Consider the following 18,849-nt stretch of genomic DNA (forward strand, 5'->3'; position numbering starts at 1 on the left):
GGGGATACCCCGCCCGAAGCGTTCTATCTACTGGCTGCGGTTGATGGTCCCATCGGGGTTGATGGTGAGGACCGACCCGTTGGGGAAGCTCCTCGAAATCGACCCGTCGGGGTGCTCCGTGACGGTGACGCCGTTCGGCATCGACTTCACGAAGGTCTTGTCCGCGAGCACCTTGAAGATGGTGCCGTCCGGGAGTTCCTTCACGAACTGCCCGTTCTTCCATTCGGACACGATCGCGCCGTCGGGCATCGTCTTGATGATGCTGCCGTCCGCGAGGACTTTCACCATCGTGAGGTCCTTCAAGGTCTTCACGAGCATGTTCGAGGGAAGCTCCTTCACGACCGTCTCGTCCGGGAGCGTCTTGATGAGCGTCCCGTCCGGGTTGATCTCCAAGGTCGTGTCGTTCGGTAGCGTCCTCACAACGGTGTAGTCGGGGAGCTGCTTCACGAGCGCCCCGTCCGGGAACTCCTTCGTGAAGGTCCTGTCGGCGAACTCGCGCACGATTGTACCGTCGCGGAGGATCTTCTCGAGCGTCTTGTCGGCCTTCATGCGGATGATCGTGCCGTCGGCGAGCCTTTTCTCGAACACGCCAGAGACGTAGTCGCGCACCGTGACGCCGTCGCGGGTGGTCTTGGTTATCGTCCCGTCGTGGGCGACTTCCACGGTCGCGCCGTCGGGAAGGACCTTCCTGAGCGTCCTGTCGCCGGTCTCCGTGATCTGCGACCCGTCGGGGAAGTGCTTCGTGACGCTCTTATCGGCATCGATCCTGACCTTGACGCCGTCGGACGTCTCCTTTTCCAAGCGGCCGTCGGGCTGGTTGCGGATCGTCGTACCGTCGGGTAGCTTCTTCTCGAAGCTCCCTTCCCAAACGGCGAGTTCAGTGCCGTCGGGGAGGCGGTGGACGAACGTGCCGTGCGGGTCGATGGTGACGTTCGAACCGTCTTTCAGCTTGAGGCTGAAGCCGGCCATCCCGTAGTGGGCGCTCTCGCCGTTTGCGTAGTTGACGCCGACCTCGCTTCCGCGGGCGACGGTGATCCCCGTCTTGTTCGGGAAGTTGAGGATGAGGTCGCGCTGCGGGGTCGCCTCGACGTTGAGGCCGTCCGCGAAGCGGGATTCGAAGTGTCCGCTCTCGTCGACGCGCACGGTGGTGCCGTCCGCATACTTCTGGGTGAACACGTGCTTCGGGCTGACCGTGATCGTCACGTCGCCGAGCTGACGGCGGATCGTGCCGTCCTCAAGCACCTTCACTTCCTGTCCGGCGTGGGAAACCGGGCTGTCGAAGTCCGTCTCCTTGGCCTTCGAGACGTCCGTCCATTCACTGGCCTCCTCATGTCCGCCCTTGCGGGTCTCTGTCCTTGTCTGCTTTGGCATTCTTTCGTCTCCTGTGAATTCACTGGGCCTTGTTGACTTGAAGCTCCTCAAGGCGTGATAATGAAACGAGGAACACCTGGTCCCTCAGGCTCTCGCCGAAGCGCGCCAGGTAGCGGATGTTCGCGAACTCGCGCGCGAGCTGCTTGTCGCCGACGGTTTCGGAGATCCACCGTTCGATGTCGCCCGCGTAGATCCCGTATTCGAGGGCCTTGATGTCGACCGTCTTGACCGCGTCGACGAAGTCGTCGAGCCGGGCCACGCGCAGGATCCCGTTACGGTGCTTGCCGGTCTTGAAATCGAAGGGCGACCAGAAGAAGGTCCGCAGAAAACTTTCGGCGTCGGCGACCTCGGAGACGGGAATCCGACGAGGGACCTCCGTGAGCGAGAGCGGGCGCACGTCGACGGCCATCGGCGGTTTGTTCTGCGTTATTGCCTTACGGGTTTCTGGACCAGCCACGTTGATACCTCCCTTACCCCTTCGCGAGAACGGGTAACTACCGCAACAGGCCTCTTATCCAAATAGGTTTGCCTCATTCGATCGAATGGATGACCACGCGGGTCGGAGCCTAAAAGAAATCGAAAGGAATGCAAGGTTTATGGGGATTCGTATTCTCGTGCCTTGAACGGAATCACAAATACGGCATTAATGTGAAGACTTTTTTCCAAGGAGGGAGGACTTTTGGGTGGATCCACGCCGACGCTCAGGAAAAAAACAAGAACTCCGCGATCATGGACCGCCGACACCATGCGACGTCGGACTCCGAAGTGATCCGCCCGACAGGTTTTTTCGGGAGATCGTCTTCGGATGGATCCAGGTTAATCTCATAGTTTGGACCGCGTAACAGAAACACCCCTCCCCGAACGAAAGGAAAGGTGCACGCTGGGGCAGCTGGTCGGTAACGGTTTAGGGCATAGCGGGCGTTGTTAGTCCATGCCCGGCGGCCTTCACGGAAAGCTCCTCGACGTCGATCTCACGACGGCGGCGATGTCGGATTGGCACATTCCTGCGGATTGGGCCTCGCTTCATCTCGGCGGCCGGGGAATCGGCGCGAGGATACTGTTGGACCAGTACGAGGGGCGCGCGGAAGACGACCCGTTAGGGCCTCGGAACATCCTCGTTTTCATGACGGGACCACTCGTCGGTCTCTCGGTCCCCGGCGCCGGAAAGCACGCGGTCTACGCACGCTCGCCGCTCACAGGACTGTTCGCGGAGGCGTTCTGTGGCGGGTACTTCGGCAGCGAGTTGAAAAAGACCGGTTACGACGGCATCATCATCCGAGGCCGGGCCCCGGAATGGCAATACCTCTCCGTCATCGACGGAAGACCTGAGATCCTGCCCGCCGGAGACCTTCGGGGAGCGCCCGTGTCGAAGACCGAGGCGGAGCTTCTGAAGCGGTCTCCTCGCGCCCGATGCGCCTCCATAGGACCCGCTGGAGAGAACCTCGTACGGTTCGCGGCCATCATGACGGATCGCAACCGCGCGGCAGGAAGGTGCGGCGTGGGCGCGGTGATGGGTTCGAAGACGCTGAAGGCGATAGTGGTGAGGGGGAACGCGAAGGTGCCCGTCGACGACGAGGCGGCGTACCGGGAGGCGCTCAAAGACTACATCTCGACGCTCCAAAGCCCCGGCATGAAGCGTTTCGGCGAATACGGGACGCCGGGAGGCGTGGAATCGCTCGACTCGCTGGGGATCCTACCGACGCATAACTTCCACCAAGGCCGGTTTGAAGGAGCGTCGAAGATCAGCGGCGTGCGGCTCCATGACGACCTGCTCGTCGGGCGGGACACCTGCTTCGCCTGTCACGTCCGTTGCAAACGCATCGTCGAAGGAGAAGTGGACGGGGAACGGATCGAAAAGGCCCAAGGCGGGCCAGAGTACGAGACCATCGCCGCGTTCGGCTCGCTGCAGATGGTCGACAGCCTGGAGCACGTGTCGCTTGCGAACGCGAGGTGCAACGAGCACGGGCTCGACACGATCTCGGCGGGGAACGTCATCGCCTTCGCCATGGAGGCCTCGGAACGCGGGCTCATCGACGACGGCGTCGCGTGGGGGGACGCTTCGAAAGCGTTGCGGCTGCTTGACGACATTGCGTACCGTCGCGGCCTCGGCGAGACGTTGTCGCTTGGCGTGCGCGAGGCGGCGAGGCGACTCGGCGGGTCGGACTTCGCGATCCACGTGAAAGGCCTTGAGGTGCCGATGCACGAGCCGCGCGGGAAGAAAGGCCTTGGACTCACCTATGCGGTGGGTCCCCGCGGCGCGAACCACAACGAGGGGCTCCACGACACTTCCGTGGAGCGCGCGAACGCCTCGCCCGAACTCGGGGCGACCGCCGCCTTGTCGCGGTTCGACGCGAGCGAAAGGAAGACGGCGGTGGTGAAGAATTGGGAGGACGCGGTGTCCTTCACGAACAGTCTCATAGTCTGTCTTTTCACGACGAACCTCACGGGGAAGGCGTACAACCTCCCGCATCTAAGACGGCTCGTGACCGCCGTGACCGGTGTCCAGATGGATCGCGATTCCATGCTTGAAGTGGGCGAGCGGAACTTCAACCTCGGCCGCCTTTTCACGACGCGTATGGGGGCGCGCCCGGAGGACGATGACCTGCCGCCGCGCTTCAAGCGCGAGCCGTTGGATTTCGGTGACCGCCAAGAAGCGATCCCGGACGACGTGTTGAGACCGTGGATCGCGGATTATTACGCATTACGCGGTTGGGGCGTCGACGGAGCGCCCTCGCCCGCAACGCTGGCACGACTCGGTCTTTCGACGCTCGCGAGAGCATAGCCCGTAAGGGAATGGCAACTCCGAGGTTCAGCACTCGAAGGTTATAATGGGACGTCTCATGGTTCGTGCTTACCCGCTGGAAGCGGGCGGTATTGGAGGCGGGCGTCCCGGTTTCGAACGCAGCGCGATCGCGGCGTAGGCAGAGGGACGACCGGCCTTGTAGAGGGAGTCGATTGATATGAGGCGGAGAGCGGGCGGCAGCAAGGCAAGGGCATTCTCGACCATCATCGCAGTGGCGCTCCTCGCGACGCCAGGGTCCACCGCGTTTTTCCCCGGCGAGGCGAGCGCCGCGCCGGCGGAGGGCCACGAGGCGGAAGGCAGCGAGACCGCGTTTCCATCGGCGGTCGAAAACGTCCCACCGGTCGTCTCGGACCTCCTCGGTCGGGTAGGCCTCCCCAAGGCGCCATTCGCCTCGCCCGGCGGGCCGCCGACGCCCGTGACGGAACAATCCTTCGTCCCGCCGACGCCTGACCCCGTGGGCTTCGAGGAGAACCTCGGCCAGGTCGATCCGCGCGTGCGGTTCACTCTCCGCGACGGCGGTTCAATGTTGTACCTCCTCGACGATTCCTTTGTCCTGCGTCTTATCGATGTTTCAAAGCGCGATGAGAACGGGGCGCCGGCGGAATCAACGATGAGCGTCGTCTCGTTCACCATGGAAGGCGTTGCACCGGGCCTTCGCCCCGCCGCATCGGCCTCGCTCCCCATGACGGGCAACCATTTCATCGGCTCGGACCCTCACGGATGGGTCTCGGGTGCCGCGCATTACGAACGGGTCACGTACGCATCCGTCTACGAGGGTATAGACCTCGTGTTCCGCTCAACGGCAGCGGGGCCGGAATACGACTTCGTGCTCCGACCAGGTGCAGATGCTGACCAGATCCGTTTGCGGATCGACGGCACCGACGGCATCCTCATCGACCCGATGGGCGAACTGGTGGTCAAGACAGGTGCCGGGGAGATCCGGCACGCAAAGCCATCGGTCTACCAGGTCTCCGACGCGGGCCGCGTTGATGTCCCGGGAAGCTTTTTCATGATCTCCGAGGACACCGTCGGCTTCCAGACCCTGTGGAAGGATGCGGCTGCGGAACTCGTGATCGACCCGCTCGTCTACTCCACGTTCTACGGCGGCACGGGCGACGACGTCGCCGAGGCCGTTGCCATCGGCTCCGACGGTTCCACGTATTTTGCCGGCTGGACCTGGAGTTCGGACTTCCCCACCACCACGGGTTCCTACTCGGCCTCGAAGCCCACCGACATCTACGGCTGCGGTTGCCAATACGTGTTCTTCATCACGAAGTTCAACGCCGCCGCCACATCGGTCGAGTTCGCGACGTACGTCGGCGACTCTGTCGGATTGGACCCTACCCACGTCGGGATGGCCCTCGACGGGGCCGACCGTGTCTACGTGACCGGCGCGACCTACGGGCCCGACTATCCACTGGTCAATCCCGTGGAGAACCCGCCATCAGGAATAGACCGAGTCCGCGCCGTCGTTTCCAAATTGAGCGCCGATGGTTCCACGCTCCTCTTCTCCACGACCATCGGCGAAGGCTCGTCCTCGAAGGGGCATGCCTTGGTGGTCGCCGATGACGGAACGATCTGGGTCGCAGGCGATGCCAGGGAAGGCTTCCCGACGACCCCTGACGCGATCGACTCGGCGTACGCCGGCGCCGGATACGATCAAGGTGACGCCGTCCTTGCAAGGCTTGACCCCGCAGGTTCAATCGTCTACGCGACGTACCTGGGCGGCCTCTCCGACGACGAGATCAATACGCTGTCCGTCTCTCCAGACGGTAGGATCACAGTGGCCGGCGACACGCGTTCGGCGACATTCCCGACCACGGCTGGCGCGTTCATGGAGCGGGGACCGAGCCTTCCCCGGGTATCTGCGGAGGCCGCGAGCGCCACCATCGGCGACCACACGTACATCTTCGGCGGGCTCGAATGCTTGGGCAATGGTTTCAGTTACTGCGATGACGTCGTCCGCTTCGGGGCGGCCGATCTCTCCGCCGAAGTCATGACGGCCCGCTTTCCGACCGGTTTTTCGCTTGCTGCCGGCGCAAGCGACCGGACATATGGGTACGCGATAGGCGGATTCGATGTGGTCTCCTGCGGCGAGGGCTGCTATACCGGCGCCTGGTCGGGGGCGATTCGCCGGTACGATCCGACGGCCGACGCGGTCGCCATCATGGGTGCTTCCGTCGAACCACGTGCCGGCGCGGCCGCTGTTGGGCTTGGAGATTACGTCTACATCTTCGGCGGCACGTACGACTACTTCTATCCGACGCGTAGCGACATCCTGCGCTACGACCCCGCGACCGACACGGTCGAGACGATGGGTGCCACGCTACCGAGCCCGAACGGTTGGGAAGGCTGGGGCGACGGCCCCGCGGCGACGGACGGCAGCAGCATCTACCTCTTCGCCGGACAGCGGCCAGGCTCGATGCTCGACACCATCATGCGCTACGATCCTTCGACGGATTCGCTCACGACGATGACGGCGGCGTTCCCGGCGCCGCTTGCGAGGGCTAGCGCCCTCTGGACCGGCACCGCCTTCTACATATTCGGGGGCGTGACGGAGTGCGAGGGCTGTTACCTCACGCCCGTCGACACGGTCTACCGCTACGACCCGTTGACGGACACGTTGACGACCGTTGCGGGGACCCTTCCGACGACCCTCTACTCCGCCTCGGCCACGTGGGACGGGACGAACGCGTACCTCCTCGGTGGATTCGCCGGGTGGCAATTGAGCTTCGGCGTCCTCCGGTTCGATCCCGTTTTCGGGGCCACGTCAGGCCTCACCAATGGCGGAGGGCGGGACGCCTTCGTCGCGGAGATCGCTGGTAACGGCACGTCCCTCGCGTGGTCGACCTTGCTCGGCGGCGACACGGACGATGCCTTGAACGCGATGGCGTTCGACGGCAACGGTCAGATCCTCGTGGCGGGCTCCACCTATTCGCTCGACTTCCCGACCCAGTTCGCCTTCGACTCCACGCGGGCCGGAAGCGGCGAGGTCCCGAGTCAGGACGCCTTCCTTTCCAGACTGTCTTCGACGGGGAACGCGTTGCTTTATTCGACTTTCCTCGGTGGCGAGGAGGACGACGCGGCGAACGCCGTAGGGATCGACGGGTTCGGCAACATGTACGTCGCGGGCAAGACCCACTCGGGCGATTTCCCCGTGACGGCGAACGCGGAGCAAGGCACCTTCGCAAGCTACTATTTCTACAACTCCGACGCGTTCTTGTCGGAGCTCGATCCGTTGGGCGCGTCCCTCGTCTATTCGAGTTTCCTTGGCGGCCGGGAGACCGACGTCGCCAACGCGATGGCGATGGACGAGTTCGGCAATCTCATCCTGGTCGGGACCACGGGTTCGTCAGATTTCCCGGTCGCGAACGCCATACAGCCGGAGAACGCGGGCGGCTCTGGGATGGACGCATTCGTCACGAAGATCCCGTTCCTCGGTGGCGGCGTCGGGAACGGCAACAATGGCAACAACTTCCCGACGATCCAGGACGCCATCAATAATTCGCGTCCCGGCGACACGATCTACATCGCCCCGGGCACCTACCTCGAAGCGCTCACCGTGGACAAGAACCGGTGGGGCGAGGACCTCACGGACCTCTTCCTATGCGGCGCGACGGAAGCGGGGGTCCGGGGTTGCGGCGGGTTCTCCAACGAGGGGCCGAAGGTGATCGTCGACGCAACGGGTATCTCTGACACGGTCATCGACGTGAGCGCAGGCGGATTCACTTCGCTTACCGTTAGGTACCAACACCTCGGGCCTGCCGAGGGCGACGAGGTCGTCGGGGCCCGCTTCAACGACGTGTATTATCCGCAGTTCAACACCAATTGGATCGTCGTCCAAGGCGGGGGCTGTACGCAGGCCCAAGTGGCGGCGGGCCAATGCGATCAAGCCGGAGGGGCCCGCGTCTACGGCGTCAAGGGGAGGACGCTCGGCGGCTTCCTGGCGTACAACACCGTCTCGGCGGACGTCCCCCTCGCCGACGGTTCGATCGGCGGCACGTCAGGCTTCAAGGGGTGGTTCTACTACACGGGGCTTCGCGGCAACACCGTGAAAGGGTGGACGACGGCGGCGTTCGAGGTCACCGACGTCGTGAACATCATCGAGGACGGGGTCGTCGATACGAACTCGGTGGGTGTTCTCCTGTGCGGGACGACCTACTCGGTCATCGTGAACAACGACTTCAAGAACAACGGGGCGGCCCTGTCTTACTGCGCGACGAACGTCTCCGTGCCGAACTACATCCACTTCAACAAGTTCGAGACGAGTAACGCCATCGGCGCGTCCGTTCCGGACGGCGTCGAAGGACAGGTGATAGATCTAAGGGCCAACGATTGGCAGATCTACCGTCACACGGGGATCGGGCCCCGCGTCGCCGATTCGGGAACGGGTAACACCGTGAAGTACGTGCCGTTCATGCTCGTCGACGGGAGCATCGAACCGCCGCTCGTCGTAGTGTCCCCATACCCGCACTGGTCCTGCGACTATTCGTGGGCCGAGGTCATCATCGTCTACGACAATTATTGGGACTACCACTGCGCATTCACGTCGATCGACGGCGCGCTCCAATTCGCCCAGAGCGGCGACACGATGATCGCGCCCGGCTCCATCTACCCGACGAGCCCCACGCCGCGACTTGAGAACGTGACGATCGAGAGCAATGCGCCTTTCTTCGAGGAATCGTCGAGGCTCGACGGCGTCAGGATCTGCAGCAGCACGCGGGACAACAACACGGCCTGCAACCCATCGGCGGGGATCAACGTCGTGGACTCGTCGGGATCGGGCAAGCCGGCTTTCACCGTCGGCGAAGTCGAGGGTGTCCTCATCGACGGTTTCACCTTCACCGGCGCGAGTCCGGTCTTTTCTTCCGAAGGTTCGACGGCGATGGAAGTGCGCGACAGCACGTTCGCCGTGAGCGCTAGCGCGACACAGGCCCGGCACGGCGCGATCCTCCGGGACACGACGGACGCCGTGCTCCGCTTCAACCGCGTGCTTGGGAACATGTACCCGGGGAGCATCGGCATCGGAGCGTACGATTCCGTGGACCCGACGGTCTCATTGAACAACATCGACCAGAGCGGGACCGGTGTCTATTTCAGCGGCGTGGTCGGCGGCGAGGCGCGCGGCAACGTGATACGCGTCGCCCCGGCTTCGCAGTTCGGCGGCCAGTCGCTCGGCGTCAGTTTCTTCACCGGCACCGGTCAGGCGGCGCGGTACAACACCTTCGAAGGCACGGGGATAGGCCTCACGGTCAAGGGAGCGACCGAGGTCTACGCGCATTCGAACACCTGGAACGCCGTGCCGACCGGGATCCGGCTTTCGGCCTCGTGGGCTCCGATTGATGCGGCACAGCCCGATGGCATACTTCTCCGGTACAACCGTCTCGATGGCGCCGCCACGAAACTCCTCATAGAACCGGGTGTCGCAGGACTCGCCGTCGATGCGCGATACAACCATTGGGGTGCTTACAGCAGGGACACCATTGAAGCAACTATCGAAGACGCCGGGACCGGCGATTCCGTCGACGTGTCCTGCTTTTACGACCTCGACGGGACGCACACCGTCTGCCCGCCGACCCCGTCGTTTGACGTCTCGCCCGCGACCGGCCATTGGCGGACGGCCTTCACGTTCACGGACACCTCGACACCGGGCGGTCGTGCCATCGATTCATGGGATTGGGACTTCTCGGACGGGTCGACGGCCGCTGGATCGACGGTGAGCCACACCTTCGCCCGCTCGGGCGTCCTGCAAGCGACGCTCACCATCGAGGACGCGGAAGGTTACGTCGAGTCCACGACCCGCGACGTGACCGTGACGAATGCGGCGCCGGTCCTTCAACCCGTGGGCGCGAAGACGATCGCCGAGGCGAGCGAACTCCGGTTCTATGTCCAAGGTAGCGACCCCGATGGGGATTCCCTTACGTTCGTCGCGTCGGACCTACCGGCCGGCGCGTCGCTTTCGAACCTGCCGGACGGGCGCGGACTTTTCGCGTGGACCCCCTCGTTTTCGCAGGCCGGCGTCCACCGTGTGACCTTGGGCGTTACCGACGGGGACCTCACCGGTTCTGAAGCCGTCGACATCACCGTCGGAAACGTCGATCGGCCACCGATCGCATCGCTCATCGGGCCGTCGATACTTCGCTTGGGGCAGGTCGGAACATTCACGAGCACTTCCACGGACCCCGACGGCCAATTGGCGGGCGAGGACTGGAGCTTCGACGACGGGGCCACGGCCGCGGGCAAGACGGTGACGCATGCATTCGCGACCGAGGCTTCACACTACTACACTTTGACCGTGACCGACCCCGAAGGCGCGTCCGCTTCCATCACGAGGAGCGTGATCGTCGACGGCACGGCACCGGTCACGACCGCAGCGGCCACGGGGACGCGATCCCCGTCCGGTTGGTACACGTCAAGCGTTTCCGTGACGCTCCTCGCCTCCGACTCCGGCGGTTCTGGTCTCCTGGCGACCTACTACCGGTGGAACGGCGGGAACCGCATCGGCTACAATCCGTCGACCGGCATCAACGTCCCGACCGACGGGACGACGTCGATCGCGTTCTGGTCCGAGGACCGCGCCGGGAACGCGGAGTCGTCAGGCCTCATGACCATCCGGATCGACAGGACGGCGCCGGTCGCGTCAATCACATCGCCTTCGACGTTGGCCGGTACTGACGTCGGAATCGTGGAGCCGGGCCCGGTGAACTTCACGGCCGACGTAAGCGATGGCACGGGATCGGGCGTAGCGCAAGTGAAGTTCTACGTGGATGGGGTGCTCGTCAAGGTGCAGACCGGAAGCGGGCCTTACTATCACCTTTGGGACGCTTCGACGGCAACGCCCGGTCGGCACGTCTTGGAGGTGCGGGCCATCGACGCCGTGGGCTTCGCAAGGTCGGAATCGGTGAGCGTCATCAGGAGACCATAGACTCTCCTCACGACCGCGCCGGAAACCTCGAGACGCAACGCACGACGAGTTTCACCATCGACGTCTCGCCGCCCATTGTGGAGATCACGAACCCGACGGACCTACTCGACACCGGCATCGCGCTACAGGTCGGCGGCGAGGTGGTGGAATTCACCGCGACGGCAAGCGACGCGGGAAGCGGTATCGCGGCCGTGAAGTTCTACGTGGACGGGGTAATCGTGAAAATCGACACGTCAGGGGGCCCGTACTCCTACGCGTGGGATAGTTCGACCGCCTCGACGGGACGGCACGTCCTCTCGGTCAAGGCGATAGACGGGGTCGGGAGGATCCCGGAGGAATCGATCGACGTCGTGAAGATTTGACCACCACGGGATGGGTAAAGCCCATTTCTCGCGACGGCCAGCCGACGTCATAATTCGTGCCATCAAGTTATCCCATCACCGCGGCCACGTGGCCCGGCCATAGGGGCGGTCGGACAAGCGCTGACCACCAACGTGGGCCAAAAAACACGGCAAGCTTCGCGAGTTTGGCAAGTCGATTATCGCGTACGTCGAAGCAACGGTTTCAACACCAGCGTGAAGCAGTAATACACCCCAAGTGGAAGCGGCGTGAGTCGTCACGTGATTGGCGTCGGTGTCGCGAACCAATCGATGAATGGGGCACGCCTTGGAACGCCGGCCGGGCCCAACGGCATGATGCTCGCCAAACCCGATTTCCTAGGGGCGCTTCCGGATGATGGCGCGGGTCAAGAATCCCAATGCGCTTGAGAATCTACGGGCCCGCGGTCGGGCTGGCCGAGGTAAGCCAGGGGCTAAACGAGGGGGCTTGAGCTCCAGCCAGGCATTTCGTTACCGCGTCACCGCTTCCGCTTCCAAGGCCGCTTGGGCCCGACGAGTCTCCCCACCAGTTGTTCGTCCAGTTCAGGACGTTGGAAGAGCACGTTCTTAGTCCGTAGTTCGAGTTTCCGAAGATGTTGTTCCCGGAATAGGAATAGGTGCTGGTTCCACCACCGATATCGATGCCGCCGCCGGAATTGTAGGAGACGATGTTATCATCCACATGGGCGCCGCTCGACCCAGTGTAAATGCCGACTCCGGTGTTGTTCGTGACGAGGTTGTGGCTGATGGTGACGTTGGTGTAGGAGCCCAAGAAAACGATGCCGCGAGCCGCGGCGGCCGTGACGGTATTCCCGTCAGCTACGACATTCGAACAGGCCAACACAATCCCGGAGTGACTCGAAGTGGTGACGCTATTGGCAGAAACATTCGTCCCGCCGCACGCCGCCACACTCACGCCGCTATAGCAACCTGAGACGGAATTGCTGCCGACCATTGAACCGCTGCTCGTCCCACTTATCAGAATACCAATGGACCCCACCGAGCCAGCCGCACACTCCACCGTGTTCCCACTCACGCTCACCCCAGCGCTGTCGTGCACGAAGATGCCGTCACCAGATTGCACGCCGACCAAGTAACTTCCCGCGGGCCCGATGGTGTTAGACTCGATTCGGACGTTCGCCGAGTCCTCCACGTAAATCTCCGCAAGTTTGTGGTGGCTGACGACGTTGTTCCGAATAACGACGTAGGCCGTAGTTTGGATTATGGTGATGCCGCCGCACACGTCCTCGAAGGTTGAGCACTCTGGTGAGAGCGCCCCGTCAATGCTCCAACCCTCGATCACGTAGGGGTTGGCCGCCGTACCGCATCCACCCACGACGCCGTTCGCCGCGTTTGGAACGCAAGAGACGCCCAGGCCCGCGTTTCCGATTATCAGTATCGCTGGCCGTGAGATGGGGGCTGCGGCGGCGAGTCCTGGCAAAAAAATACTGACGAGCAAGACAAATGTGCATAACGTCACTCCGAAGCTCGAAAGCCTCCCGCCAGTCACGTCCTGAAAGTAGCCGTGGGAGTATTTCAACATTCTCCGAATCGCCTGTTTGCTATCGCGCTCCAAGACTTCGCCGAAAAGCACAAACTTTATAAGCGCGCGCGCGCGCGTGTATTTGTTGGGGGCAAGAAAATGGGGCGGGCTAAGCCTAGAGCAATAATAATTACGTTCATCATTCTATTTTCTGGATTTTCCTTTCCTCTTGATGTTGAGCCGCTACAGTTAGCTCCGGTAGCAAGCGCGGGGCACGGTGGTCCCCATCCCGAACTGAAGCAAGTCGTCACGGACCCACCCAATCCGAATTCCACGACTGACGTGTACCTGAAGGCGGAGTGCTCAAATTGCAGCGAAATCAGTCTTGAATGGTTCGTCGACGGCGTGAAGTCAGACGATGCCCAAATCTCATTTGAGAGCATCCCTCCGGACGGGGTTTTCAATTTCAAGTATTCACTGATTCCGGCGAGCCAGCTCAAGTACGGTGCGAACGTCACTTGGACGGCGAACGCCACATTGACCGCTCTCCTGACCGATTCCAAATCGGGGTACTTCGTCGTCGGCAACAGCCACCCGGTCGCGACCGTTCACCCGCTGCTTAAGTCTCAAGGATTCTCCGTCAATCGATTTCAATCGCTTGATTTGGAGACATTCTACAATAGGGAGTACCGCGACGGTAATTGGACCTATTGGCAGGACACCGTGAAAGTGCAGGACAAGGAGCAGGACGACAATGAGTCGTTCGCGATCCAGCAGAATCTCTCGTACAATTGGGATTTCAAGGAGGGAAACTTCAGCGCGTTCTCGAACTCGTCACGGGCCAGTCACGAGTGGCGGGACCTAGGGGATTATCAGGTCCGCGTCACCGTGAAGGATTGGAGCAAGGCGACTGGCGCGCAATTGAATTCCACCACGGCCGATATTCCGGTCCATGTTCGAAACCAGCCGCCTTCCCTAACATTTCTTGAAGCCCGTGAGATGCCCGCGATGGATTCGGACACATCTACGATCGCGGACGACGATGTCGACACGACCGACGTCCTGCGCGTGAAGGTCCATTGGTCGGATGGGGACGCTGCGACTGGCGCGGATCAAGTGTTTCTTGATTTCTACGATGTAAGCGCCACCGCCGCCGCACTGAACGCTACACGAGAGGTGAACGCGACGGGTGTTGGAGCGAACGTGTCGGTCGTTGAATTACCACTGGTGGATTTCAAGGCGTCGAGGCTTCGCGTGTGCATCCGCGACAGGGTCACCACATTGCCCGTCAACGGAGCCATCCCGTTGCAAGCTGGACGCAACCTCACGCTAGCGGGGAAGATCTGCCTCACCACAGAGATCCTTCAGAAATTCAACCCCCTTGACCTACGCGGGATCGACGTCGTCCACTTCGTGTCGGGCGATGCGCCGTTTTCCACCACGGGCAACGTCACTGATATTTGGACGAAGGTGCCGTTGGATGTCTCCACGCCGCACGAGCGGAACGAGACCATCCGGTTCTTCAATGAGAATCTCACGAAACTCATGAATGGTCGACCGCCTCGGGTACTGGCGATTGAAAGCCTCGGATACCCGTTGACCGACGAGGTGAACGCGAAGCTCGGTCTCCTGCGCGATTTGGGCACGTTGATAATCGCGCCCGTCGAAGCGAACGATTTCAGCACAACGGTGACGCAGTACTACACGGCGGGCGGAATCGGCATCAGCCGCCACGTCATCGGGGTCGGTGTCGCGAACCAGTCGATGAACGGGGCACGCCTTGGAACGCCGGCCGGGCCCAACGGCATGATGCTCGCCAAACCCGATTTCCTCGTCGCGCTTCCTGATAACATGGCTATGGCGCAAGCTCAAGTGCAGGCCGTGCGGAACGTCACGGATTTGGCCGCGATCCTCATGCTCAAGGGGATTACAGACCCGTTCATCATCGAAGAATACCTTCGGACCATCGCCGTGCCGTCGTGGAACGGCGTCGACGCTATCGACAATGCGTGGCGCCAGGGTTATGGAATCCTTAACACGACGAACATCCTCGGCTTCGTCTCCAACGCGACTTTCAGCCCGCAAAACCTCAGCAAGGATCACAATCTCTCCGTTTGGGGAAATTCCTCGAAGCTCAACCACATCGTCGACCTTGCACCGGTCCTTCTCAATCCCTCCGCCGACTTCGGGGTCACGACGCGAGAGAACGCCACGACGGCGCACTTGAAGCTCGTGAACCCGTCCATGGTGTTGCCAAGTCTCGGAGATCAACTCTTGGGGTCTCCGCGCGCCCTGCTCGACAAAGGTTTGCTGCCCAACACCGTCTTCGCCTCGGAGAAGAAGGTTCGCATCAACGTCACGTTCTACCACTTCCCCGAAACCCTGTTGAACAATGCGAGCGAGGCGATGCGCGGCCTCGGCCACGAATCCGCCGTTTGGAGCCTCATGGGAAGCAACACGACGGACCCGAACCTGACCGTGAACACGACCTCGGACATCCTTTCAGACTTGAATTCGAGCCGCGGAAGCCTGGACCACCCTTTGAAGCCGTATTATTTCATCCCCGAGACGACCGCGACGGTCGGCGGTGACTTCGCGGTCACCCGGATTTCTCCCTATGTCGAACCGCTCCTGGAAGCGGCCGACATCGCCTTGGACCGGACCAAGTACCTCGGGTTCTCGTCGGAATCGCCGTTGAACGCCTCGACGCGTTTCGCCATCCAGCAGCACCGGCTTGGTCTCGTCGCGCTTCGCGCTAATCTCACGAACGTCGGGGACTTGGATCGCGTCACCGGAAACGTGAGCCTCCTAAAGGTCAAGCTCACGAATCTCGTGGCGATAGTCCCTTCGGACCCCGTGTTGAAGCCCTTGAATGACACGGTGAGGAATTACACGGAGCAATTGGCGTTGTTCGCGAGTCGGACCGTGGGCGCCGTCACATCACTGGGGGACGAGACGTTTGTGGATCTCACGACGGAGGCCGAAAAGACCACGCAAGCACCCTACGGTCACTATTTCGGCGTCGTCCGCGTCATCGCGGAGGACATCTGCAACAACTCCACCGCGACGGGACAGGATCAGACCTGCAAAACGATCATCAAAACGGCGCCGACTGGAATCTACCTGACTCGAAACGTCAACTTGACCGTCCGGTATCGAGATGGGACGGCAATCCCGAACGCGACGGTTCAACTGTTCATGTTGGACACGGCGCCGGAGGATACGGGCTCGTGCGAGGGCCGATTGGATTCTCCGAGCGTCTCGTTGGAGGTCCAATTGGCGCAGTCGTCGACGCGCATCCAGACGGTCTGGCGTGGGCAAACGAATCAGGACGGGAACACGACGCTTTACTCGGTCCTTCCCGGATTCTGGTGCTCACAATTCCCCTACCTGTTTCCCGCGAATTTCACCTCCCACACGACGGCCCCGAATGGTTCGGACGCGCGACACAATGAAAGCTTTGGGGCCGTTGAGCTCACGCCCCACCAATGGGACTTCCGAGGCATGCCAAGTTACGCGAACTACACTCGGTTCCTCTACGATTGGGGCTTTTGCAGCGTGAACACGGGCCCGGAACGCGCGTTCGAGAAATGCATCAACGGGGAGACGCCGACCTACCCCATGGTGGGCCCGGCCCGTTTGTTCTCCGGCGGAGTTTTATCGGCCGCGGGGTACGCCTTGAACCCGAAGACCGCGGTGTTGACGGCGGTGGATCGCCAGTGGGCGCGGGACCAGCTTTGCGATTGGACGCGCGGTTACAATGAACTGTTCGGAGCCGGCCTTTCCGTTGGCGACATAAACAACTCGTTAGACGTCCCCATTGTGGGAGGCAAACTCGGCGAATGCCGGGATGAAGCGGCTTTCTTCCAATGGCCCTCAGCACTCCTGATGCACGAGGCGTTCAGTGAGACTGGGCGCGTGCGCGATTACGTGAACGGGACGGAGTGGGTGACGAACAGTTGGCCGGTGGTGCCCGCCCTGCCGGGTTCGCTTCTTGACACCACTTGGGCGTTCTTGGCAAATGAGACGACAGTGACAGCGACCCCGAAGACCCTTACGGGCCCTTCCGTGATGGGCATGTTGCGTTACAATTTCACCATCCCCGAGAACGAAGTCGTGAACATCGCCACGAGCTTCCAATTCGAATTCATCGGAACGAAGGGCTTCTACGTCGTCGCCCTCGGCGACGACGCTGTGAACTCCATGGAAAGCACGCTTGCAAACGTTTCTTCAGCGGAGCCCACGTGGTTCGAGAACCCCTTACAAAAATTCCTGAATCCACACTTGAGGATCACGCCCTTCGCCACGAACCAACCCTTGAACGTCACGTTCGATTCGCAGTGGGACTTCAACGCGACGTTGCAAGTGGAGAACCACGCGTCCCAAGGCAACATGAGCACGAATGCCGAGTGGATGACGCGCGGTTGGAACCCGAGAGGCGGCGCGATATTCTTCGTGTTCTGGCGGGAAAGCATCGTCTCGGCGAGTCTGCTTCGCGTCACCGACTATGATTACCGTGCTTTCACGTACCTGGGGATGGTGCCGGCCGTGGATGCGTCCTCCTACGCCGCCTCGACGGGTAATCAAGTGGACAACACGCGGGTCAATCCCGAGGCGGAAGGGTGGGACCTCCTCATTTCGACGAGCCGGAAGCTCACGAACGTCACGGTGACTCCCGGCGTGGATGACCCGACCTACCTGAATGCGTCATCCTTGTACTCGACGGGCGTGACGGAGGGTTCGGACTTCGGGCCGATCATCGAGCGCCGTGGGATCGATGATTACCCGATTACGTTGGCGTCGAATTCGAAGACGCCGGGGTTCATGGTCGACTCGTACGGGGGTGGCGTCGTGTCGCAAGACAATGGGACGTGGCGTTACCTTGGGCGTGGCATGAATTCCGCGGCCCCCGGGTACCTTGAGCAACGGTGGGAACGCGTGGCGCCGGAAGGCGCTGGAGCGGTTGATTCGGTGATTGATGCGGCGATCGATCCATTGGCGGGCGCCAGTTTGGCGCTCGTATGTCCGGGTTGTCAGGACGATTTGTTGGATTTCGTGAATTCGTCGGCGCCGTCGTACGCGGTCCCGGATTTATTCGCCGGGAAGGCGGATAGGGTGCACCATGCTGTTTGGTTGAACACGAGCTTCAACCGGTTCTATGATGTGGGTCTTACGTGGAATGAGACTTTCGCCGAGGTGGGCGTCTCTGGGTGGAACGCGTCCGGTCCGCTTCCGGTCGACCCGGTCGACCGTTACGTGGAACGGGAGAATACGAACACGAATTACACGATCGAGGCGCATGGATTCACGTCGCACGCGTGTTGGATGTGGGTGATTAGCGTCCAGACATGTGCGACCGGTGGTGAGGCAAAGGTCGTTTTGGAGGCGGACCCGCGCGTGGAGCTCTTCGGTGGCGCGATGAGGTGGAGTTTCAACCTCGGCACCCTATCGGTGGTCATCGTCGACAATGACGTCGATGACGAGGTCCCGGATACGGTGGTCATCTGTCAGGATAATCATTGTGAGGATTTCAATCCGGATGCGTGCCCGATGAGCGATGACCTGGAGTTCAGGACGTTGGCCTGTCACTTCAACATGAATGCGCCGTCGGGCTTCGTGTATTTCACGGAGCGTTCGGGTGACGTGGGGGGTCCACCGCCGTTCGAGACGATGGTGTACACGGCGCCGGTGGCTGCACATGTGTGGAACCCGTTGTACCTCGTGGATCCGAATGAGGCCCACTATCAGCCAGTGCCCATCAATTATCCCATCTGGTGCTCCGAACTTACAGATCCGGATACGTGCGTCCTTAACTAGCGTGGGGCGTCGCGTGGCCAATGCACATTTTCACTAGTCCTCGGCTTGCCAAATTTCGGGGGATTTTTCGGAG

7 protein-coding genes are annotated in these 18,849 nt (G+C 61.7%); 4 read left to right on the top strand and 3 right to left on the bottom strand.

The annotated features are described in order from the left end of the window. Window positions 1-27 precede the first annotated feature (27 nt). On the bottom strand, window positions 28-1,371 hold the full coding sequence (locus HY556_05330; protein ID MBI4393209.1) for a hypothetical protein: 1,344 nt from the start codon (window positions 1,369-1,371) through the stop codon (window positions 28-30). Window positions 1,372-1,390: 19 nt separating this feature from the next. Continuing rightward, window positions 1,391-1,828, bottom strand: a complete 438-nt coding sequence (locus tag HY556_05335; GenBank protein MBI4393210.1) for a hypothetical protein — start codon at window positions 1,826-1,828, stop codon at window positions 1,391-1,393. Window positions 1,829-2,302: 474 nt separating this feature from the next. Here HY556_05335 and HY556_05340 point away from each other — a divergent pair, with 474 nt between their 5' ends. The 3 genes from HY556_05340 to HY556_05350 all read left to right on the top strand — a co-directional run bounded on the left by HY556_05340 (window position 2,303) and on the right by HY556_05350 (window position 11,461). Continuing rightward, window positions 2,303-4,153 carry an aldehyde ferredoxin oxidoreductase family protein gene (locus tag HY556_05340; protein ID MBI4393211.1) on the top strand — a complete coding sequence of 617 codons (1,851 nt, stop codon included), beginning with the start codon at window positions 2,303-2,305 and terminating at the stop codon, window positions 4,151-4,153. A gap of 178 nt (window positions 4,154-4,331) precedes the next feature. Then, window positions 4,332-11,099 carry a PKD domain-containing protein gene (locus HY556_05345; GenBank protein MBI4393212.1) on the top strand — a complete coding sequence of 2,256 codons (6,768 nt, stop codon included), beginning with the start codon at window positions 4,332-4,334 and terminating at the stop codon, window positions 11,097-11,099. Between the two features lie 77 nt (window positions 11,100-11,176). Beyond that, a complete protein-coding gene (locus tag HY556_05350; GenBank protein ID MBI4393213.1) occupies window positions 11,177-11,461 on the top strand; it encodes an Ig-like domain-containing protein in 285 nt (94 codons plus the stop codon). A gap of 409 nt (window positions 11,462-11,870) precedes the next feature. Here HY556_05350 and HY556_05355 read toward each other — a convergent pair whose 3' ends face one another. After that, window positions 11,871-12,986 carry a right-handed parallel beta-helix repeat-containing protein gene (locus HY556_05355; GenBank protein MBI4393214.1) on the bottom strand — a complete coding sequence of 372 codons (1,116 nt, stop codon included), beginning with the start codon at window positions 12,984-12,986 and terminating at the stop codon, window positions 11,871-11,873. A 378-nt stretch (window positions 12,987-13,364) separates the two neighbouring features. On the opposite strand from HY556_05355, the gene HY556_05360 reads away from it, so the two are divergent. Continuing rightward, entirely contained in the window at window positions 13,365-18,776 is a 5,412-nt protein-coding gene (locus tag HY556_05360; GenBank protein ID MBI4393215.1) for a hypothetical protein, read from the top strand. Window positions 18,777-18,849 lie beyond the last annotated feature (73 nt).

The organism is Euryarchaeota archaeon, assembly GCA_016207515.1.
In the GTDB taxonomy this organism is placed as follows: domain Archaea; phylum Thermoplasmatota; class SW-10-69-26; order JACQPN01; family JACQPN01; genus JACQPN01.

Coding starts and splice junctions, on each gene's coding strand:
- HY556_05340 (MBI4393211.1), top strand. CDS start 2,303: ATGCCCGGCGGCCTTCACGGAAAGCTCCTCGACGTCGATCTCACGACG.
- HY556_05345 (MBI4393212.1), top strand. CDS start 4,332: ATGAGGCGGAGAGCGGGCGGCAGCAAGGCAAGGGCATTCTCGACCATC.
- HY556_05330 (MBI4393209.1), bottom strand. CDS start 1,371: ATGCCAAAGCAGACAAGGACAGAGACCCGCAAGGGCGGACATGAGGAG.